Origin of the sequence: Streptomyces sp. NBC_01384 (genome assembly GCF_045040035.1) — a bacterium.
Classification (GTDB): domain Bacteria; phylum Actinomycetota; class Actinomycetes; order Streptomycetales; family Streptomycetaceae; genus Streptomyces.
The window spans coordinates 99,593-118,902 of the sequence record NZ_CP109560.1 but is presented as its reverse complement, the minus strand read 5'-3'; the positions used below and the strand labels follow the sequence as shown (position 1 = coordinate 118,902).

The window sequence follows — 19,310 nt, the reverse complement described above, 5'->3', positions numbered from 1 at the left end:
AAAGGAATGACTCCCACGCGGGCAGCGCCAGCACATCCTCGCCGCCATCGTGCACGCCACCCGCCGCGTCCGAATCTTCGGCGCCACCGCCCACCCGTCCGTCCCCTGATCCAAGCGATCAAGAATCTGATCACGGACGTGGAGGACGCCGGAACCACGGTGGATCCGGTCCGGATCAGTCGCCTCCAAGCCCGTCTACCTCGCCGTCGGTGCGAGCGGCGCGGACTGTCTGGCGGCCGAGGACTCCGTGGCCGCCGCCTTCGGGGATCGTGATCAGGGGCAACGGTGATGGTCACGTCGGGCCGGCGACCGAGACGGCGTCGCTGGCCTCTTCGATGGGAGCGCTGGTTCTCAGAGACTGGTGTGGGGGTGTTGGCCTGATGCGGGACGGCGCGGCTGCGCCGACAATGAACGGATGGTCGAGGCTTCCCGTAGGTGCGGCCCTTCGGACGGCAAGAGACGTCGCGGCAGAGCACACGAACGGATCGTAGGGCGATTTCGCGAAGGCGGTGCGGCCCTTTCGGCACTTCGCCGAGCAAGCAGGGCAGGGACCGTCGTGCCTGCGGTGGTCGCCGTGGCCGTTGAGCTCGTCGGAGGCGGGGACCTCGCTCTGTTCGCGGCGTTCGGCGGATTCGCGACACTGCTCTTCGTCGAGTTCGCCGGTCCCATGCGAGCCCGGATCTCGGCACAGCTCGGGCTGGTGCTGGCCGGGGCCGTCTTGATCTGCCTGGGCACTCTCGCGTCCCGAACCGTCTGGACCGCTACGAGCTCCACCTTCATCGTCTCCTTCGTCGTGCTGTTCGTCGGCCTGGTCAGCTCGGTGCTGGCCAGCGCGGGCACAGCGCTGCTGGTCAGCTTCATCCTGCCGGTCACTTTGCCGGGCTCGGTGGAGTCGATACCCGACCGGCTCGGGGGCTGGCTACTGGCCGGCGCGGCATCACTGTTGGCGATCACCGTCCTGTGGCCGGCTCCGGTTCTCGAGCCGCTGCGGCTGTCGGCGGCTCGGGCCTGTGCCCTGCAGGCCTCTCGCTTGCGTGCGGAGGCCGACTGCGTGAGCAACGGCTTCGTGCTGGCCGGCGGTGCGATCTTTGAAGTAGAGGCCGATGAGGCGACGGCAGCGGCGACGGAGTTGCGCTTGGCGTTCTCCGGTGCGTCCTACCAGCCGACCGGGCTGGCCGAGGCCGAGCGGGCCCTCGTCCGCCTGATCGACCAGGTGGTATGGCTGGATGCGATCCTGAGGCGAATGCCGCTGAACCCGCGGCCGAGGTCGATCGCACTCGCGGTCTGCGAGGTCAAAACGGAAGCCGCGACGCTGCTCGGACACAGCGCGGTCCTCCTGGAATCGGCAGCCGACGACCCCCGGCTGTTGGACGCCGAGCTGAGACGTCTCTTTCGGGCACGCCAGCATATGGAGCATGCTGTCACCTCGGCACTTCCCCTGCACCCCGCCCGGGTCCGGCCAGGGATGTCCTCCGATAGTGAACTGAGCGAGTTCATGATCTCGCTCGAGCCGGCGTTCCGTGCACAGGAGATGACCTGTGCCGTTTCCGTCATCGCTACCCAGGCCGGACTCCTTGTCGCCGCCCGTCGGCGTGGTTGGCGGCGACGGCTTCTGGGGCGCCCCCTCGGTGGGACGAAGTCCGCGCTCGCCTCTGCGCGGGAGGACCTCCGCGCACATGCCGAGCGGCATTCGGTGTGGTTCCACAACAGCGCGCGCGGGGCGGCTGCCCTGGGCCTGGCCGTGCTGGTGGCGGAACTGACCGGCGTACTCCATTCGTTCTGGGTTGTCTTCGGCGCCTTGGCCGTACTTCGCACGACTGCATTGAACACGGGCCGGAATGCTCTACGCGGGCTGCTGGGAGCTGGTATCGGGTTCCTAGTCGGTGGTGGGCTCGTTCTTGCTCTCGGTACCAGCACCACGGTCTACTGGCTACTGCTCCCGGTGGCCGTGGCCTGTGCCGGCCTGGGGGACCCTATGGTTTCTTTCACCTTGGGCCAGGCCGGCTTCACCACGGCGTCGTTGATCTTGTACAGCCTCATCAGCCCGGGAGGCTGGGAACTCGGGCTCGTCCGTATCGCGGACATAGCCATCGGCTGTGCGGTCAGCCTCTTTGTCGGGGTCCTGTTCTGGCCGCGCGGGGCGAACTCGGCCCTGGGAAAGGCACTGGCCGAAGCCTTCTTCTGTGGCGCCCTCTACCTTCAGAGCGCAGTCGAGTTCGCGCTGACCGGTGACGACGGGCTCGTGCGGTCGGGTTCCGTGCCGAGCGCCGAGCGCCGACGGGCGGCCTCGGCGGCCACCCGCCTCGACGACGCCTTGCGCAACTTCCTCGCAGAACGCGGGACGAAGCAGGTCCCTCTGGCAGGGGTGACGGCTCTGACCAACGCAGTGGTGGTCCTCCGCTTCACTGCCGAGGCCGTTCTACGGCTCTGGCAGTGTGCCGATCGTATCTCTGGGCAAGCGCAGAGCGCGGCGAGCGCGGAGGTCCTTCACGCCAGTGGGTTGGTGTTCGAGTGGTACGCCGGTACGGCGCGCGCCCTTGAAGGGAGGGGCATGGTTCCCGCCCCGATCGAAACCCGGCTCCTGGCCGGCCGACTGTTCGAGGCGGTCGGCTGCGACGTGGTCGCGGCAAACGAACCCGGAAGCGCGGAGACCGTCAGAATGATCTGGACGGCGGACCACATCGACGTCGTCCAACGCCTCCAGGCAGCGATCCTGGAACCCGCTCGAGCGGCCTCGGAGCAGTGCCGGCCCAGGTCGTGGTTCGCCGTCACCAGACGCCGGCGTCTCATGTAGGCGCCCGGCGACGGCCGGCCCTTTTCGAAGCGCGCGCCGGAGCGGACCGGGGCGACGAGGTGGGGTGCGGTGACCGCCCGCCAGTGAGCCTGGGCGGTGGTCACCGCACACCATCGCCAGGGCAGCGGTCGGGCTGCCGGCGCCCCGGGTGACCTTCGTCTGCAGCTTCACCGTGGAGAACGTCGACTCGATGGGGTTGGTCGATGGGGTTGGAATCCAGGGGCCTTGACCCCGGATGTTGAACACGTCTATGCGGCTTGGGCCAGGGTAGTTGCTGCTGGTTGCAAGTCGTTCTCGTAGGTGATCGGGGATCGCTGACCAAGGCGGGAGTGCCGGCGTCGGGTGTTGTATCGGGTCAGCCAGCGGAAGGCGTCGAGTCGCGCCTCGTGCTCGTTCGACCAGCCTTTACGGCCCTTGAGCGTCTCTCTCTTGAAGGCAGCGTTGAAGCTTTCCGCGGCGGCGTTGTCCGCGCTGGATCCGACCGCGTAGATCGCCCCGAGTGTGGACTCGTACAGGGCCACGGCGTCGGCCTTGAACTCGTCCGAGTAGTCCTTCATCGCCATCGGCGGTCTTCTCGCTTTCTCCGGATCAAGCAGATCCAGTATCGGCGTGTCCACCACTCAGGGGAGGCCCCGAGGCTGCTATGTCGTGTCAAGCAGCTTGTGCAAGTTCCTCGACGCTTCCGATCTTGGTTCGGTGAGTCCGTTCGAGGATCTTGAAGATCTGGCGGCAGATGGTGCGCTTGAGGCATCGCTGCGCGTCGCGGGAGGTCTTCCCCTCGGTGATTCTGCGGGCGACGTACGCCTTCGTGGTGGGGTCGAGCCGCATGCGGATCAGGGTGATCGTGTGCATAGCCCGGTTTATGCCGGATCATCGGCGCCGAGCCTGGCAGCAACCCATCCCGGGCCGCAGAAGAACTCTCACAGTTATGTTTTTCGCGGTCCTGCAAGAGGGCCGCTGGCCTCCGGGCCCGGTATGACTTTTGCCCCCTGTCGAACGGATGACCTGGGGGGCCTACGTTGTTGATGGGTCGGATGGGCTGTCGTACGGTCCGGAGGATCCAGGGGCCTCAGGTATGGCTTGGGGGTGGTTGCCTTCAATGGTTCCTGTGACACGTGGTCGACCACTGCCCCCGGGTATCGCTGAGTAGGACCATGCTGGCGGGGTCGTCCGGACGCACGGAGTACGTCGAACCGGCGACGGCACCGGCTTCCCCACCGCCGCCCACCTCGCCTCCTACGCCGGCCTCGCCCCGACCACGAAGTCGTCGGGCACCTCGATCCACGGCGAACACGCACCCCGAGGCGGAAACCGGCAGCTCAAACACGCCATGTTCCTCTCCGCCTTCGCCTGCATGAACACCGATCCCGCCTCCCGCACCTACTACGACCGCCAGCGAGCCCGGGTCGGCCGCCCGCGGCGCGGCACGGAGCCGCACGAGAAGCGGCCAGCGGGCCTCCCCGCCCTTCCCGGCTCCGGTCGCGGCAGCGACGGCAGGGACCTCGCGCACTGGCGGCGTCCTTCGCCACCAGTTTAGTTCGCCGCTGTCGCCGCGCGGCGTACGTACCCCGCAGCCTACGGGCCCGGGCTCTGGGGCGTCGCGGTGACAACACGGACGGCGCGCGACGCAGAAACCAAGACGCCACCGCGCTGTATCCGGCGCCTCTTCGGACGAGCATGCCGTCTACCGCGCCTCTACGACGTGTCGACGTGCGGCTCGACCGCCTGCCCCTGTTCGGGAAGGCGCACTACGATCGGGGTTGTGCCAAGGTGCTTTCGGCCCGGGGTCGGACCACAAGCCGCCGACGGCACGTCCCCCGTCAACCGGCTCCTGCGCCGGTCGGGACGCTCCGGTGCGGCGTCCCGACCGGCGGTCCGGCCCGGCCCGGGTCGGCGTAGGGATGGTCTGGTGGGCGTAGGGCACACCGCCAGGGCCGCCGCTGCGCAGACGTGGGCACGGTCGGGCGGCCTACACGGCCCGCCTCACCACCCCTGGAAGGTGCGGGAAACATGACGAGCGCGTTGAAGGACCTCTCGGACGCTGGTGTGTCCGTGTGGCTGGACACCCTGTCGCGCGAGCGGATCATCTCGGGCAGCCTGGCGGAGCTGATCAGCAGCCACCACGTGGTGGGCGTCACAACGAACCCGACGATCTTCAGAGACGCAATAACGCACGGAGCGGAATACGGGGCCCGGATGTCCGAGCTCGCGGTTCGCGGAGTGTCAGCCGAGGAGGCGGTCCGCACCATCACCGCGTCGGATGTACGCGATGCCGCCGACATCCTTCGCCCCGCTTTCCTCGCGTCCTCCGCTGGCCAGGACGGCCGCGTCTCCATCGAGGTCGACCCCCACATGGCTCACGACACCGCGGCGACGATCGCCGAGGCACGTCACTTGGCCTGGCTCGTAGACCGCCCAAACACATACATCAAGATCCCTGCAACCAAGGCGGGCCTGCCCGCCATCGCCGAGACCATCGCCCAGGGCATCAGTGTCAACGTAACCCTGATCTTCTCGCTGGCACGCTACCAGCAGGTTGCTGACGCCTATTTGACGGGCCTCGAGAAAGCGCGTGCCGCTGGGCGCGACTTGTCGCAGATCTCCTCGGTCGCATCGTTCTTCGTCTCCCGCATGGACACGGAGGTCGATAGGCGCCTCGACGCCCTGGGCACGCCGGAGGCCAGAGCCCTCCGGGGCAGGGCCGCCGTCGCCAACGCCCGCCTGGCCTACGAAGCCTTCGAGGAGGTCTTCTCCGGTGAGCGCTGGAACCGCCTGCACCGTTCGCGGGCGAACAGACAGCGCCCGCTGTGGGCCTCCACAGGCGTCAAGGACAGCGCGTACGAGGCCACCAAGTACGTCGCCGGGCTGATCGCCCCCGACACGGTGAACACCATGCCCGAGGCAACGCTACTCGCCGTCGAAGCACAGGGGCTGGCCGCAGGCGGCGACATCCGCAGCATGTACGACGAGGCCCGGGCCGACCTCGAAGCGATCGAGCGCCTGGGGATCCCCTACACCGAAGTCGTCCAGCAGTTGGAGGACGAGGGCGTGGCGAAGTTCCGGGAGTCCTGGGACAGCCTTCTGACAGCGACCGCGGCCCAGCTCGAAACCGGCACACACAGGCTGCACACACGGCAATGAGAAACGCCCCTGCGGAACACCCCGATCCCCGGGCCGGCGCACCACCCGCACGCTGCTCCCTCTTCCCGGGAGAGCGGGGTGAACCGCGTCCAGGGAAACGGCAGCGGCATTCCGACATGGCTCGGAAGCGCGGCCTGCCGGGATCTCGACACCGAACTGTTCTTCCCCCATAAGCCCGAAGGGCCCCGGCCGACATCAGGCCGACAAAGCGAAGGCCGTGTGCACGCCGTGTCCTGTCCGCCGACAGGAAGAATCGGTCCTGGCCCGCTGGAGAAAACGCCTCAGCCCCGGAAACGGTCCAGCTCTCGGCCTGACGCCTGAGACGGAGCCGGCCGTCCGCGTCAAAGGCTTGAGCACGCAGCGGCAGCGTAATTCGCGTGGAAGAAAGGATCTGACTCGGTTTGGGTTTTCCACACGTCCCTCAGGACGACGTGCAGGTCGTGCAGCTCCTCGTATCGCCACTGCACCGATTCTCCGGACGGCCCACCCAGGGGCCGTCAGCGGATCCTGTCGGCGGGCTGGTGCAGCAGATCCGTGTGCGCCGTCATCTCGGAATCGTCGGCGACCGGTACTTCGCCCAGCGGGCTCACCGGGACGCGGCCGTGACCATCATGGCGGAAGAGAACCTGCCCACAAGCATCGATCCCACTGTCGACCTCCAAAAGACGCGACGGAACATCCTGCTTCGAGGCATCGACATCGACGCCTACGTCGATTGGACCGTGGAACTCGACACCGGCGACGGCCCCATTGCGTTCGCCGTCAACCGCGCTGCACGGCCCTGTGCGTGGATGGACACTCTCATCGGACCCGGGGCGCAGCGCGCGCTGCGCGGCAAGGGCGGCGTACGGTGCACGCCGCTGTCAGACGGCGTGCTCCGCGTCGGCAGGGCGAGTTTCCAGGTGGTCGGGCCGCGCGACTGGCGCTAGTGTCCTGCGCCAGAGATCCGTCGGCAGAAGCGGGCAAGGGAGTCGAGGATCTCTTCGGCGGTCTTGGTCCAGATGAACGGCTTGGGGTCTTCGTTCCAGTCCTTGACCCAGGCGCGGATGTCGGCTTCGAGGGCCTGGATGTTCTTGTGTGCGCCGCGGCGGATCATTTGGTGGGCGAGGTAGCCGAACCACCGCTCGACCTGGTTGATCCAGGAAGAGCCGGTCGGGGTGAAGTGCAGCTCGAACCGTGGGTGTTTGGCCAGCCAGGCCTTGATCGCAGGGGTTTTGTGGGTGCCGTAGTTGTCGACGATCAGGTGGATCTGCAGGTGAGCGGGGACCTCTTTGTCGATCCTGATCAGGAACTTCTTGAACTCCACGGCCCGGTGCCGGCGGTGCAGGGCCGTGATGACTTCACCCGTGGCGACGTCGAAGGCGGCGAACAAGGTGGTCAGGCCGTTGCGCACGTAGTCGTGGGTGCGCCGCTCGGGCATGCCCGGCATTATCGGCAGCACGGGCTGGGACCGGTCCAGGGCCTGGATCTGCGACTTCTCGTCCACCGAGAGCACCACCGCACCCTCGGGCGGGTTGAAGTACAGGCCCACGACGTCGTAGACCTTCTCCACGAACAACGGGTCGGTCGAAAGCTTGAAGGTGTCCGCCAGATGCGGCTTGAGCTGGAACTGCCGCCAGATCCGGCCGACCGTGGACTTCGACAGACCACTGTGTTGCGCCATCGATTTCCGGGACCAGTGAGTGGCGTTCTTCGGCAGTTGTTCCAGCGTGGTGACCACCACCGCTTCCACCTGATCGACGCTGATGGTGGGCGGTCGGCCCGGCCGGGGCTCGTCGACCAGTCCGTCCAGCCGCTCGGCAAGGAAGCGCCTCCGCCACTTGCGGACCGTGTCCGCGGTCACCCGCAACTCTCGGGCGACCGTGACAATCGGCGGTACTTCCGGCCCCGCACACGCCAGCACGATCCGCGCCCGCAGAGCCAGGGACTGGGCCGATGTCGCCCGACGCGTCCACCGCTCCAACTCCGCCCGCTCGTCATCAGACAGCAGCAACGGCTCCAGTTTCGGGCCCCGACGAGGAACTGACGCACCAGCAGCAGAAGTCACACACAACTAACGATCAACTACTGGCGCAGGACACTAGCGGTAGTTTGTTAGACCGGGCAGTAGAGGTTGAGAGGTCTGCCGGTGCCGACGGTGTTGATCAGTTCCTGGAGTGCTGCGGGCGGGGGCTTCGTCGATCATGCCCGCCAGTAGTTTTGCAGCGTGGCCCAGGGCGTCAGCCAGCCACGGACGGCCCGGAGTGCCTGAGGCCAGCAGGCCGGTTGGGGCTGCTGGGGTGCCGGTTCTCCCCCTCTCTAACGGGCCTGACAGCAAGTCAGGTCCGTGTGACTGGTGGGCTGGAGTGGGCGGGGGCGGGGCGAACCAGGTGTCCCAGCAGAAGCTGAAGGGCCCTCCACCTTGATCGTGGACACCTCGCAGGTCACTGACCTGGGACCGCGGCACGGAACTGGCCCAACACGCCCAACTGCGCATCGACTCCGGGCTGCAGGTCTACTTTGCCGATCCCCACAGCCCCTGGCAACGCGGCACCAACGAAGCTCGACGCCTCAGGCCTGTGACCGGGCAAGGTCGTCACGGAGGTGACGCCGGCGGGCACCCAGCGTTGCCCCTGGGGTCGGGCGCGAGCGATGGCGGCAGCTTGAGCGGCCCTCCCTCGTCCTTCCGTCCCGGCTGTGAGGGGGAGGCAGCCGGGCTCGCGTCGGGCGGCCGCTTCCGACCACCACTTCAACGGTCCGCCCGCGCACTGCGCCCTGGGCAGGCCCTCACCCGCGGCCCCTGCACCCCTGCGACACAGTAAGAGTCCGGGCGAGGCATGACGCGAATAGGGTAGAAGGGACACTCCAGCACGGTCTGGGAGGTAGTCATGCCGGAGTACAGCAAGAGCCCACAGCGCATCTCACAGCTCACCGACCAGCAGTATCGTGTGACCCAGCGAGACGAGACGGAGCCCTCGTTCTCCAACGCCTACTGGGACAATAAGGCACCCGGTATCTATGTGGACATCGTGTCCGGGGAGCCCCTCTTCGCCTCGGTCGACAAGTACGACAGCAGGACCGGCTGGCCCAGCTTCACGAGGCCTCTGGAGTCCGGCCACGTCGTCGAGAGGCCCGATATCAGCCACGGCATGGTCCGTGTCGAAGTACGGTCGGCTCAAGGGGACAGCCACCTCGGGCACCTGTTCCCGGACGGGCCCGACGACCGCGGAGGACTGCGGTACTGCATCAACTCCGCCTCACTGCGCTTCGTCCCCCTGCAGGATCTGGAGCAGGAGGGCTACGGCCAGTACCTGAGCGTCTTCGAGACGAGGGAAGAGGACGCCGCCGAGAGCCGATGACCGGCAACCAGGGCAGGGCCCCGGAGCCCGAACAGCATGGCGGCTCGGCGTCCCGTCCTGTGGCTCGGGGCCCAGCAGGGCCCCAGCCGATACCCGTGTACAGCAGTACGGAAAACGCTCATGTGCTGCGGCGCTCAAGGGGTCGGGTCACCTCCACGGAGCGGAGGCGGCCAGGACAATAGAGCAGACCCCCTCCCACGGGTCATCTTCCGCTGCGCTGAGCCAGAAGACGCCCGCCGGACCTCACGAGCAACGGAACCGTCGGGCCCGGAAGAAGGACCGCACAGTGACCAGGAACATCGACAGCCTGCAACCAGAAGACGGCGCCACCGTGCCGCCTGAGCAGATCCCCACCGCTGTCACCGCAGGCCGCCTGGCCTACGGCGATGGCACGACCCAGATCTTCCAACCCGACGGGAGCACGTCCTACTTCGAGGCAGGACGCCAGACGGAGGGCACCTGGTCCGTCGACGAGAATGGGCGCTCTGCTCCTTCTGGCCGCCTCCTACCAAGCGGAACCTGTCAAAGCGATCAAGGCAGGTAGGTCGTTCTAACGTTGCGCTGGTATCAGCGGGCCTGCTGTTGCCGGCTTGTTGATCCAGGCCGCTGCGGGGAGCTTTGGAGGCTCGGGTGGTTTGCGGACGAAGCGTTCGGGGTGCTTCGCGTAGACCGCCTCCAGGACGTCGGCACGCATCTCGCGGAGTTGTCCGGCGAGGCCGAAGTGCACGTCGTAGGGGGTGTGCAGGCCGATCCCGGAGTGTCGGTGCTCCTGGTTGTACCAGGTAAAGAAGCGGGTCCACCACGCGCGGGCGTCCTCGAGGGAGCCGAAACGGTCGGGGAAGTCATGCCGGTATTTCAGGGTTTTGTATTGGCTCTCGCTGTAGGGGTTGTCGTTCGACGTCTTCGGCCGGGAATGCGACTTGGTGACGCCGAGACCGGCCATCATCTGGGCAACGTTCTGCGCGACCATCGGTGACCCGCGGTCCGAGTGGATCGTCAACTGGCCCGGTTCGATGCCGTACTTGGCGATCGTCTCGGACAGGAAACGCTCCGCGAGGTCCTTGTTCTCGTGGGCGGCGATCATCCAGCCGACGGTGTAGCGGCTGAAAATGTCGATGACCGTGTAGAGGCAGTAGTAGACGCCCTTGACCGGCCCCTTCAGCTTGGTGATGTCCCTTGTGTCCTGAACGTGAAAGGAAGTGTCGGTAGGCAGCTTCAAGTAAGCGGTGCTGTACGGATGATGAAGGTTTTGGCCCTTCGAAGCCGCCCTGCGGGGGGAGGCTTCAAACCACCTCATGCTGCGTTGGTTAACGACCGTCGTGGTGAGCGATGAGGAAAAGGCATCGGAAGAGGTGTCAGGTGGGGAACGGGAAGACGAACGCAAGTGAATCGCTGCTGACGTGTCGTAACACAATCAGACGACGTCGAAACCGGGGTATGGGATAGGTCTCGGGATGAGCCTGACGGGAGCCCGTCTATTGGTCAGGTGGCGTCCGGCATATAGGCGACGTGAGCCCGGTCTGCGGCATCCGTACGGAACAGGAGAAGGCAGGGCCCGGTACTGCCCGCCGGATGGTGGGCGAGAGGGAGGACTCCGAGCAGCAGAAACTGCCAGGAGCTGAGTACCGATCCGTGGCCCTGCTGGCGGACCGTCTCGTAGTAGTGCTGAAGCCCCTGTAATCGGGGTGGAGCGAAGGGGGCGGGTCGCTCGTGACTGAGTTGATCGCATCAACCGGGAGTATTCCGGGAGGAGTTCGGTGAGCCAGTTGAAGTCGAAGGCCAAGTCGTTTGAAATCTCCAAGTGGGAAATCAAGGAAGCATGGGAGGAAGTTAGGGAGAACAAAGGGGCATCCGGAGTGGACGGGCAGAGCATCGAGGACTTCGAGAAGGACCTGAGAGGGAATCTCTATAAGGTCTGGAACCGGATGTCGTCGGGCTCCTGCTTTCCTCCTCCGGTGCGTGCGGTGGGGATTCTTAAGGTGCACGGAAGTGGCATGAGAATGCTCGGTATTCCCGCTGTCGCGGACCGTGTGGCGCAGACCGTTGTGGCGCGGCATCTCATGCGGCGAGTGGAACCAGTATTCCATTCGGACAGCTACGGATATCGTCCCGGACGGTCGGCCTTGGACGCCGTGGAGAAATGCCGGGAACGCAGCTGGAAACGAGACTGGGTCGTCGAGTTCGACATCGCCCGCTTTTTCGACAGCGTGCCCTGGGACCTCCTGGTCAAGGCCGTGGAAGCACACACCGACGCCGTCTGGGTGAAGTTGTACGTGCGCAGGTGGCTCGCCGCCCCGCTCGTCATGCCCGACGGAGCCCTGCGGCAACGGGAGCGCGGAACCCCGCAAGGGGCTCCGGTATCTCCCGTTTTGGCGAACTTGTTCCTGCACTACGCGTTCGACACCTGGGTGGACCGGGAGTTCCCCACCATCCAGTTCGAGCGGTATGCCGACGACGCGGTCATGCACTGCGTCACAGAGCGTCAGGCCCACGAGGTCCTGGACGCGCTCCGGAACAGGATGGTCGAGGTCGGGCTGGAACTGCACCCGGACAAGACCCGGATCGTGTACTGCAAGGACGACAAGCGCCGCGGCTCGCACGAGCACGAGGCGTTCACGTTCCTGGGCTACACCTTCCGCGCCAGATTGAGCCGTGACCGACAGGGTGTTCAGTTCCTGTCGTTCACGCCGGCCGTCAGCAAGGAAGCCCTGAAAAGGATGGGGCAGGAGGTGCGGTCCTGGCGACTGCACACCCGCTCCGACCTGTCCTTCGTGCAGCTCGCCCGCAGGATCAATCCTGTGGTGGCGGGCTGGGTCAACTACTACGGCCGCTTCCGGCCGTGGGAGATGAACCCGGTCTTGAGGCGCATCAACGCCTATCTGGTGCGCTGGATCCGACAGAAGTACAAGCGGCTGGCGCCGAAGCGCAAGGCCATCGCGAAGTTCCAGGAGATCGCGAAGCGATACCCCGGCATGTTCGCGCACTGGCGCGTGACGATGGCGCTCTGGATGGTCTGACGATCAGGGCGACAAGAGCCGTGTAACGGGCGACTGTTACGCACGGTTCTGTGAGGGCCGGGAGGTGAGATTCCTCCCGGCTACTCGGCACGACCAGACGCGGTTGGGGTCCTCGGCGACCAGCTCGGGGACGGTCCGGGGCGGGTGGATGGCCTGGCGGCGGCGTTCACGGACCTCGCCGCGCCGGCGCAGGAGCCGGTACATCGTCGATTCCGAACACAGGTATACGCCACGGTCGAGGAGGACGGCGTAGATCTCGGCGGGGGCCATGTCGGCGAACTCCGGGGAGTGCAGCACGTCGAGGACCCGTATCTCCTCCTCGGGCGACAGCGCCCGGGGATGCCGGCGCCGTTCTCGCCGCGGCCGCTGGGGCGCGGGGCTCTGGCGGTGGTGGCGGTAGTAGGTGGCCCGGCTCAAGCCGAGCGCCGCGCATGCCTGGACCCGTCCGACCACCGCAGTGAGCTCTTCGAGGGCCTGGTCGCGGGCGGTGTCGAACACCGCGGCCGCAAGCTGGGCTTCGGTCACTGGTTCTTCTCGCCGTTCCGGGTCGGGGCGCTGTCCGTGGCGAACTGGTCGAGCAGCGCGGAGAGTTTTCCCTGCACCTCGATGACGGTGCGGGCCTTGGCGAGATCGGCTTCCAGGCGGGCCTTCTCCGCCTTGAGCTTCTCGATCTCCTTGTCCCTCGGGTCCGCCTTCGGGCGTCCCGCCGGGGCAGCGAGCGCGTCCAGAGCACCCTTGTCCCGCTGCTGCCGCCACGTCGTGATCAACGACGAGTACAGGCCCTCCCGCCGCAGCAGAGCACCCTTGCCCTTCTTGTCCAGCGTCTCGTACTCCGCGAGAATCCTCGCCTTGTACTCCGCTGTGTACCGGCGTGGGCCGGTCGAACGGGCTGCTACCTGCGGATCAGGGGTCCCGTGGTCGTTGGTGCTGGCCACCTGGGCACTACTCCCTCTCCGCCCTCGACTCAATGAATCATCCAGTATGCCTGACTCGGTCTACTTTGGCAGAGAGGGAAGCGTCCTACGATCTGCGCTGGGTGGTGGAAGGGGGAGCAGTCGTCGGCCTTCGGTTCTCCGACCTGAGGAGCGGTACCTGCTTCGACGGCCTTTTCCAGTAGCCCCAGGTTCCGCTTGATGTGGCAGACGCGAGCGGTGGCCCACCAGCTTCCAGCGGCCCCGCCATCCGGTCGTGGCGGGCACCACCGAGCGGAAGGGATGGCCGTTCTTGCCGCCCCGACGGCGGCGACGGCGTGCCATCCGCGGGGGAGGCCTCTCTCACCGTAGGGACTTGTCAATGCCCCCGGGCCCCGGTGTTCTGGGTCAATCAGGTGCACCGGGGGTTCTCGTCGATGAACCGGTCGGCCACTGGGCGGTGGGAGGAGTTTCGCGGCCGCGGGCAGGCCCTGATCCGTCATGCCCTCGATGACCTTGAGGCCAATGGCTCGAAGATCACCGTCCGCACCGTCGTATGGGGTCAGGACGCCGCGTGAGCGATCTCCTCGCACACGAGGATGCCCGCTGCCTCGCCGTCACAGCGGACCTCGTAGAACCGACTGTCCGCATTGTTCACGGCCTCCTCACCCCTATCCGGGCGAACTGCGACGGGCCGACGGCGTGACGGGCGCACGTCGCCCCGAACTGGCATGGGGCCCGAAAGCCCCACTGCGGTCGGCCTCTCGCCACAGACTGCATGCCAGGCGGACGTCCGCAGACACCGGTCGGCATCGGTCCGCGGCCAGGGACGTTCGCGCCGAAAATCCTGACGCCACGGGGACCACGCCCAAGCAGCACGGCAAGGCACTCCCTCCCGGGTAAGGAAACCGCGCTCGGGTCCGCTACTGACTTCGGCTGGTTAGGGTGACGTTGGCGCGTCGAGGTCCAGGCCGGTTCCGGCTATGAATCCGTTGAGGGTGTCGGGTCGGTACTGAAGGCGCTTGAGGCGGTTGCGAACGAGGACTTCGAGTCGGTCGAGTGCGACGACGGCGAGGTTGGCCAGGCTGCGTTTGACGTGGGCCCACACGCTCTCGACAGGGTTCAGGTCCGGCGAGTAGGCAGGCAGCAGGAACACCGTCAGCCACTCGCGCTCGGTGATCAACTGCCGCATCCTGCGGGAGACGTGGGTGTTCAGCCGGTCCCACACCAGCACGATCGGGGCCTTGACCAGCTGGTGGGCGCCGTCGATCAGGGCGATGAAGTCGCGTTCGCCCAGGCTGCGTCGCTTGCCCTTGCCGGCGGGGTGGGTGCGCAGGCGGTGGCAGAGTCGGGTGCGGGAGCCGGGCCGCATGGCGATCAGTCCCGCGACTGACAGGCGTCCCGAGCGCCGATGGTGTCCCGCTGGTTGGTGCAGCCGATCTTGGTCAGGGCGTGCGCCCGGGGGCGCATGCGCGCGTAGGCTCCGCTCCCTGCTCATCAGACGGGCCACCGTGCAATTCTCCCTGGTAAACGGCGTGTTCAGCCCGGGAGGTGCACGATGGCCCTGACCCAGCATGACTTACTCCGCCTGCTTGAGTCACTACGTTCAGCGGACGGCCTCGAACTGGTCCGCTCAGTGGCCGAGCGGATGCTGCAGGAGCTGATCGAGGCCGAGGCGAGTGCGAAGATCGGCGCGGAGTGGAACGAGCACGCCGATACCCGCACCGCCTACCGCAGTGGCCACCGCGAGCGGACGCTGACCAGCCAGGCCGGCGACCTGGACCTGGCCATCCCCAAGCTGCGGTCGGGCAGCTTCTTCCCGAGCCTGCTGGAGCGGCGGCGCCGGATCGACCAGGCCCTGTACGCGGTCATCATGGAGGCGTACGTGCACGGCGTGTCCACCCGGTCGGTCGACGACCTGGTCAAGGCCCTCGGCGCGGACACCGGGATCTCCAAGAGCGAGGTCTCCCGGATCTGCGGCGACCTGGACGTCCAGCTGACCGCGTTCCGCAACCGGCCTCTGGACCACGTGCGCTTCCCGTACATGTACCTGGACGCGACCTACTGCAAGGCCAGGGTCGAGCACCAGATCGTGTCCCGGGCCGTGGTGATCGCCACCGGGATCACCGAGGACGGCGGCCGCGAGGTGCTGGGGGTGATGGTCGGCGACAGCGAGACCGAGGTGTTCTGGACCCAGTTCCTGCGTTCCCTGCGCGAACGCGGCCTGAGCGGGGTCCGGCTCGTGATCGGCGACCATCATTCGGGACTGGTCAAGGCCATCCGGAAGGTCATGCTCGGGGCCGCCTACCAGCGTTGTCGTGTTCACTTCCTGCGCAATGTCTTCGGCGTGATCAGCAAGGAGTCGGCCGAGATGGTCGCCGCGACGATCCGCACGATCTTCGCCCAGCCCACCGGCGAGACGGTCCGTGCCCAACTCGACACCGTTGCCGACATGCTCGGCGGCCAGTTCCCCAAGGTCAAGGCGATGCTCCTGGAAGCGAAGGAGGACCTGACCGCGTTCGCGGTCTTCCCCGAACGCCACTGGAAGAAGATTCAGTCCACCAATCCACTGGAGCGGGTCAACCGCGAGGTCAAGCGCCGCGTCGACGTCGTCCAGGTCTTCCCCAACGACGACGCGCTCCTGCGACTGGTCACCGCCGTCCTGTTCGAACTGCACGACGAATGGATCGCCTTCCCCCGCCGCTACCTGCCCGAGGGAAGCATGGATCAGCTTTACCCCGCCGAGCTCCCCGACAGCGCCCCCGCGCTACCGAACACCACCAACACGCCCTGACCAAGATCGGCTGCACCAACCAGCGGGACGCCATCCGAGCGCCGCCCGCTGACCGTCACGACCGGCGTGTGGCCGCGTCGGCCCCACGTGCGTCCTTTGGGCGGCCGTCGGGTGAAGCCTGCCTCGTCCTCGAAGCAGATGTAGCCTCCGCAGGCCGCCCTGGCTCTTTTACCTCGGCCCAGATCGCCTCCTTCCACACCTTCACGGCCTGCTCGTCGCGTTCGGCCACCCGCCGTGCGGGCACCTGCGGGCTGAAGCCGAGCCTGCGCATCAACCTGGTGGCCCCGGAGATGCTGTAGGAGACATGGAACTTCCTGCCGATCAGCGTGGCCACCCGCGCTGCGGTCCACACCTGGTCCTCCACCCAGCCGTGCGAGGCCGGCCCCTGTTCGAGATGCGCGGCGAGTTTCTCCAGGCAGCGTGGAGAGAGGCGGCACCGTGATCCGCTCGGGCCACGGGACGACAGGGCCTGCACACCGCCATCGCGCCACACCTGGTGCCACTGATAGGCGGATTTCCGGCTCACTCGCAGCCGTCGCGCGACCTCCGGCGGCTTGATTCTCTGCTCGAACAGCTCGGCCGCCTGCATCCGTACCGTCTCCCGGCGGTGACGCCCTGCGGCGGTCAGTCCGCCCCCATCCGCATACCTCACACACCACTGGATACGGCCAAACAACCCGCCCTCACCAGGAACTTCGCGAAAGATCACCCTGACGAGCCGAAGTCAGTAACCGTCGTGAGCGGGGGTGGTCGGGTTTCCGAGACGCACGGCCGGGGGCCGTCGACGGCAGGTCGCCGCGATCTGGTTACTCGGCGGCGGGGGCTTCGTTACGGATCCTGTCGACGAAGGCTGCCTCGACCTGTGCGATGCGGTTGGCTTCTTCGAACACGCTGAGGACCTGTGCGGCGGGGATGACGACAGCGCCGGATGCGTCCGCGAACACGTAATCACCTGGGTGGACAGTCACGCCGGACACGACGACCGGCCGGTTGGCCTCGAAAGGTGTCACGACATCGCCGCCCCACTTGGTTGTCTGTCCCAAGCAGTAGGCGGCGAAGTCGTAGGTCGCGATTTCGGTGAAGTCCCGGAGACGCCCGTCCGCCAGGACGCCCGCAAGACCGTGTGCTGCCACCAGCGAGAGCTTTGATCCGCCTCCGAGCGATACCCCGGAATGCCCGTTGCCGGCCAGGACCAGCACCCGCCCCTGCGCGCCGTTTTCGATGGCGTCATGGAACAGCTGGGAGAAGTTGTAATGCTCAAGTGGGAGTGCTTCCTCGCACGAGGGGAAGAACGAGATCGTTATCGCGGGGCCCAGGAGGATACGACCCGGGGTTGGGGTCACCAGGTCGTTGATGTGACACCGGTGGCGGTGCATTCGTCCCATGGCGTCGGCGACGTCGGGGGTACGCACTCGCGAGGCGAGACCTTGCAGGTCGTTCTTGTGTGCCATGAGGCCTCCCGTCCGGTCATGCAGTCGTAACGTCAGGCCGGTGCGGGGATCTTGACGTAGTCCAGTCCGCCGGCGTCGAGCCACGTCTGGGTGGGGGAGCGGACCAGGCGAAGCAGGACGCTGTCGCAGCCGGGGCAGCGCAGCACCATCCCGGGACCACCGAGGTAGGCGTGCGTTTGGGCAAGCATCATCTGTTCGCCGCAGCCACGGCATCGTCCGGAAGCCATGGTCATGTCGGTTCCGAACAGAGACTCGAGGTCCCCGGCGGCGGCGTTGCCGTCAAGGAAGTCGGGCGTCAGGGTCATGGAATTCACCTCGCTTTGTGTCGATGCACCCGGAGAGTCGTCGCCGCTGGTGCCCGGCCGCTGGCGGGGTACACCCATGGCCGCGCACGCCACCTGCCTCTCGTCATCTGCTGGGTCCAAAACGCTCGGTTCGGATACGGCCAGGGTGGTGGCCGAAGGCGACCAGCAGTCCGGCGGCCTTTTCGACGAAGCCGGTGGAACCGCAGACATAGCAAGTGGGTTGGAAATCCGGTGGCCACCCGGCGCCTGACAGGTCAGAAGCGGTGAACCGCCCGGGGGGCCGTGGCCACTGTGGTGGGGTGGAGCGGGAATAGAGGTACGTCTTGTCGAGGCCCGGGTCGTCCCGTCTCAATTCCGATACAAAGAGCTGGTACTCCGGGCTGCGCACGGAATATACCAACCGGAAGGGCGTACGGCTGCCGATCGCGCGGCGCGTGCGGATCATCGCCATCAGCGGCACCAGGCCGGAGCCGCCGGCCACGAGCATAATCGGCTCCTTCTGCTCGGGACGCCACACAAACCATCCGCCAACCGGTCCGCGCAGCTCCACCACGTCGCCTACGGCGAGTTCGTCCGTCAGGTACGGGGAGACCTCGCCGTCATCTACACGCTGAACAGTCAGTTCGACGCTCTCACCGTCGGGTGCCGACGCCAGTGAGTAGCTGCGCTGCGTGCTGTAGCCGTCCTCCGCCGTGAGCCGCACATCGACATGCTGTCCCGCCAGATGACCCGGCCAGTCGGGCACTTCGAAGACGAGGGTGTGCGCAGTTTGGGACGCGACGCGCCGATCGGTCAAACGGGCAGCCTTCCAGCGCAGCCGGTCGCTCAGTCGCCTTGATACCGCTGCTCGCGCCATGGGTCCCCATAGTCGTGGTAGCCGATGTTCTCCCAGAAGCCCCGCTCTTCCTTGTCGAGTAGCTGGATGCCGCGCACCCACTTCGCGGACTTCCAGAAGTACAGGTGCGGAATCAGCAACCTGGCGGGGCCGCCGTGCTCCGGCGCGAGTTCCTCGCCGTTGTATCGGTAAGCGATCCATGCCTGCCCGTCGAGGAGGTCCTCCAGGGGGACGTTGGTGGTGTAGTCGCCGTAGGAGTGAACGAGCGCGTACTCGGCACTGGTCTTCACGTTCTCCAGAAGGACGTCCAAGGAGACTCCCTGCCACTCCGTCTCGAACTTCGACCACTTGGTGACACAGTGCAGGTCAACGGTTTGCGTTTGGCTGGGCAACGCCATGAACTCCGCCCAATCCCAGATGTGCCGTGCGCCGGTCTCTGCGCGGATAGTGAACTCCCACTGGTCAAGGTCCACCGCAGGGGTGGGTCCGGCCGATAGAACGGGGAAGTCGGTGGTCTCATACTGCCCAGGAGGCAGTCTGTGTTGTGCATCCCGTGCTCGGCCGTGGAACCCTCGTGAAACGATGGGCATAAAAGTGCCCCCATTCTCTGCACAATGCGGTTTCCATTCTCCAGGACATCGCGCAGCACAGCATCTCGAGACGAGCCGGCGGCGTCGTTCTGGGCATCAATCCGGCTTGTCCTCCGCCCCCGATCCTGCGGATG

17 protein-coding genes and 5 pseudogenes are annotated in these 19,310 nt (G+C 66.6%); 9 read left to right on the top strand and 13 right to left on the bottom strand.

Annotation, left to right across the window (positions count from 1 at the left end):
* The first annotated feature begins 565 nt into the window (after nucleotides 1–565).
* Nucleotides 566–2,794: an FUSC family protein gene (locus tag OG747_RS47865; RefSeq protein WP_405886195.1), complete on the top strand. Its 2,229-nt coding sequence runs from the start codon at nucleotides 566–568 to the stop codon at nucleotides 2,792–2,794.
* A 14-nt stretch (nucleotides 2,795–2,808) separates the two neighbouring features.
* Here the strand turns inward: OG747_RS47865 and OG747_RS47860 are convergent.
* The 3 genes and pseudogenes from OG747_RS47860 to OG747_RS47850 all read right to left on the bottom strand — a co-directional run.
* Nucleotides 2,809–3,013, bottom strand: a pseudogene (locus OG747_RS47860) (IS256 family transposase); the annotation flags it as partial.
* 29 nt (nucleotides 3,014–3,042) lie between these two features.
* A pseudogene (locus OG747_RS47855) lies at nucleotides 3,043–3,279 on the bottom strand (integrase core domain-containing protein); the annotation flags it as partial.
* Between the two features lie 166 nt (nucleotides 3,280–3,445).
* Complete coding sequence (locus OG747_RS47850; RefSeq protein WP_331744797.1) at nucleotides 3,446–3,646, bottom strand: hypothetical protein; 201 nt, start codon at nucleotides 3,644–3,646, stop codon at nucleotides 3,446–3,448.
* 343 nt (nucleotides 3,647–3,989) lie between these two features.
* On the opposite strand from OG747_RS47850, the pseudogene OG747_RS47845 reads away from it, so the two are divergent.
* From OG747_RS47845 to OG747_RS47835, 3 genes and pseudogenes are all read left to right on the top strand, one after another.
* Nucleotides 3,990–4,199, top strand: a pseudogene (locus OG747_RS47845) (IS110 family transposase); the annotation flags it as partial.
* 605 nt (nucleotides 4,200–4,804) lie between these two features.
* Complete coding sequence (tal, locus tag OG747_RS47840) at nucleotides 4,805–5,935, top strand: transaldolase (RefSeq protein ID WP_331744799.1); 1,131 nt, start codon at nucleotides 4,805–4,807, stop codon at nucleotides 5,933–5,935.
* Between the two features lie 611 nt (nucleotides 5,936–6,546).
* The gene (locus OG747_RS47835; RefSeq protein WP_405886522.1) at nucleotides 6,547–6,864 is read left to right on the top strand and encodes a molybdenum cofactor biosysynthesis protein; all 318 of its coding nucleotides are present in this window, start codon (nucleotides 6,547–6,549) and stop codon (nucleotides 6,862–6,864) included.
* Here OG747_RS47835 and OG747_RS47830 read toward each other — a convergent pair.
* On the bottom strand, nucleotides 6,861–7,982 hold the full coding sequence (locus OG747_RS47830) for an IS630 family transposase (RefSeq protein ID WP_405886173.1): 1,122 nt from the start codon (nucleotides 7,980–7,982) through the stop codon (nucleotides 6,861–6,863). The two genes, OG747_RS47835 and OG747_RS47830, sit on opposite strands and share 4 nt — an antisense overlap.
* Nucleotides 7,983–8,352: 370 nt before the next feature.
* Here OG747_RS47830 and OG747_RS47825 point away from each other — a divergent pair.
* Nucleotides 8,353–8,475, top strand: a pseudogene (locus OG747_RS47825) (IS30 family transposase); the annotation flags it as partial.
* Between the two features lie 327 nt (nucleotides 8,476–8,802).
* Nucleotides 8,803–9,273, top strand: a complete 471-nt coding sequence (msrB, locus tag OG747_RS47820; protein WP_331744805.1) for a peptide-methionine (R)-S-oxide reductase MsrB — start codon at nucleotides 8,803–8,805, stop codon at nucleotides 9,271–9,273.
* A 550-nt stretch (nucleotides 9,274–9,823) separates the two neighbouring features.
* On the opposite strand, the pseudogene OG747_RS47815 reads toward msrB, so the two are convergent.
* Nucleotides 9,824–10,447, bottom strand: a pseudogene (locus OG747_RS47815) (transposase); the annotation flags it as partial.
* Nucleotides 10,448–10,782: 335 nt separating this feature from the next.
* Here OG747_RS47815 and OG747_RS47810 point away from each other — a divergent pair.
* Nucleotides 10,783–10,953 (top strand): hypothetical protein, encoded by a 171-nt coding sequence (locus OG747_RS47810; protein ID WP_331744810.1) that lies wholly within the window; start codon nucleotides 10,783–10,785, stop codon nucleotides 10,951–10,953.
* Nucleotides 10,954–11,030: 77 nt separating this feature from the next.
* A complete protein-coding gene (gene ltrA, locus OG747_RS47805) occupies nucleotides 11,031–12,290 on the top strand; it encodes a group II intron reverse transcriptase/maturase (protein ID WP_331744813.1) in 1,260 nt (419 codons plus the stop codon).
* Between the two features lie 36 nt (nucleotides 12,291–12,326).
* Here the strand turns inward: ltrA and OG747_RS47800 are convergent, their stop codons facing one another.
* From OG747_RS47800 to OG747_RS47790, 3 genes are all read right to left on the bottom strand, one after another.
* Nucleotides 12,327–12,815, bottom strand: coding sequence for a hypothetical protein (locus OG747_RS47800; RefSeq protein ID WP_331744816.1), 489 nt, complete (start codon nucleotides 12,813–12,815; stop codon nucleotides 12,327–12,329).
* The gene (locus OG747_RS47795) at nucleotides 12,812–13,225 is read right to left on the bottom strand and encodes a hypothetical protein (protein WP_331744819.1); all 414 of its coding nucleotides are present in this window, start codon (nucleotides 13,223–13,225) and stop codon (nucleotides 12,812–12,814) included. Before OG747_RS47795 ends, OG747_RS47800 begins: the two co-directional genes overlap by 4 nt.
* A gap of 916 nt (nucleotides 13,226–14,141) precedes the next feature.
* Nucleotides 14,142–14,573, bottom strand: a complete 432-nt coding sequence (locus OG747_RS47790) for a transposase (protein WP_331744824.1) — start codon at nucleotides 14,571–14,573, stop codon at nucleotides 14,142–14,144.
* Nucleotides 14,574–14,759: 186 nt separating this feature from the next.
* On the opposite strand from OG747_RS47790, the gene OG747_RS47785 reads away from it, so the two are divergent.
* Nucleotides 14,760–15,995 (top strand): IS256 family transposase, encoded by a 1,236-nt coding sequence (locus OG747_RS47785; protein WP_331744379.1) that lies wholly within the window; start codon nucleotides 14,760–14,762, stop codon nucleotides 15,993–15,995.
* Between the two features lie 55 nt (nucleotides 15,996–16,050).
* On the opposite strand, the gene OG747_RS47780 is transcribed toward OG747_RS47785, so the two are convergent.
* The 5 genes from OG747_RS47780 to OG747_RS47760 form a co-directional block, all read right to left on the bottom strand.
* Entirely contained in the window at nucleotides 16,051–16,623 is a 573-nt protein-coding gene (locus OG747_RS47780; RefSeq protein WP_331745068.1) for a winged helix-turn-helix domain-containing protein, read from the bottom strand.
* Nucleotides 16,624–16,801: 178 nt separating this feature from the next.
* Nucleotides 16,802–17,446: an RraA family protein gene (locus OG747_RS47775; RefSeq protein ID WP_329536696.1), complete on the bottom strand. Its 645-nt coding sequence runs from the start codon at nucleotides 17,444–17,446 to the stop codon at nucleotides 16,802–16,804.
* Nucleotides 17,447–17,478: 32 nt separating this feature from the next.
* The gene (locus OG747_RS47770) at nucleotides 17,479–17,751 is read right to left on the bottom strand and encodes a DUF6510 family protein (protein WP_266636310.1); all 273 of its coding nucleotides are present in this window, start codon (nucleotides 17,749–17,751) and stop codon (nucleotides 17,479–17,481) included.
* Between the two features lie 103 nt (nucleotides 17,752–17,854).
* Complete coding sequence (locus OG747_RS47765) at nucleotides 17,855–18,607, bottom strand: ferredoxin reductase (RefSeq protein ID WP_331744832.1); 753 nt, start codon at nucleotides 18,605–18,607, stop codon at nucleotides 17,855–17,857.
* Entirely contained in the window at nucleotides 18,577–19,176 is a 600-nt protein-coding gene (locus tag OG747_RS47760; RefSeq protein WP_331744834.1) for a sulfite oxidase-like oxidoreductase, read from the bottom strand. The genes OG747_RS47765 and OG747_RS47760 overlap by 31 nt, the downstream gene beginning before the upstream one ends.
* Nucleotides 19,177–19,310: the final 134 nt, after the last annotated feature.

Excerpts from the sequence above, each read along its gene's own strand:
- OG747_RS47850 (WP_331744797.1), bottom strand. The coding sequence starts at position 3,646 with ATGCACACGATCACCCTGATCCGCATGCGGCTCGACCCCACCACGAAG.
- tal (WP_331744799.1), top strand. The coding sequence starts at position 4,805 with ATGACGAGCGCGTTGAAGGACCTCTCGGACGCTGGTGTGTCCGTGTGG.
- OG747_RS47835 (WP_405886522.1), top strand. The coding sequence starts at position 6,547 with ATGGCGGAAGAGAACCTGCCCACAAGCATCGATCCCACTGTCGACCTC.
- msrB (WP_331744805.1), top strand. The coding sequence starts at position 8,803 with ATGCCGGAGTACAGCAAGAGCCCACAGCGCATCTCACAGCTCACCGAC.
- OG747_RS47790 (WP_331744824.1), bottom strand. The coding sequence starts at position 14,573 with ATGCGGCCCGGCTCCCGCACCCGACTCTGCCACCGCCTGCGCACCCAC.
- OG747_RS47785 (WP_331744379.1), top strand. The coding sequence starts at position 14,760 with ATGGCCCTGACCCAGCATGACTTACTCCGCCTGCTTGAGTCACTACGT.
- OG747_RS47775 (WP_329536696.1), bottom strand. The coding sequence starts at position 17,446 with ATGGCACACAAGAACGACCTGCAAGGTCTCGCCTCGCGAGTGCGTACC.
- OG747_RS47770 (WP_266636310.1), bottom strand. The coding sequence starts at position 17,751 with ATGACCCTGACGCCCGACTTCCTTGACGGCAACGCCGCCGCCGGGGAC.
- OG747_RS47765 (WP_331744832.1), bottom strand. The coding sequence starts at position 18,607 with ATGGCGCGAGCAGCGGTATCAAGGCGACTGAGCGACCGGCTGCGCTGG.
- OG747_RS47760 (WP_331744834.1), bottom strand. The coding sequence starts at position 19,176 with ATGCCCATCGTTTCACGAGGGTTCCACGGCCGAGCACGGGATGCACAA.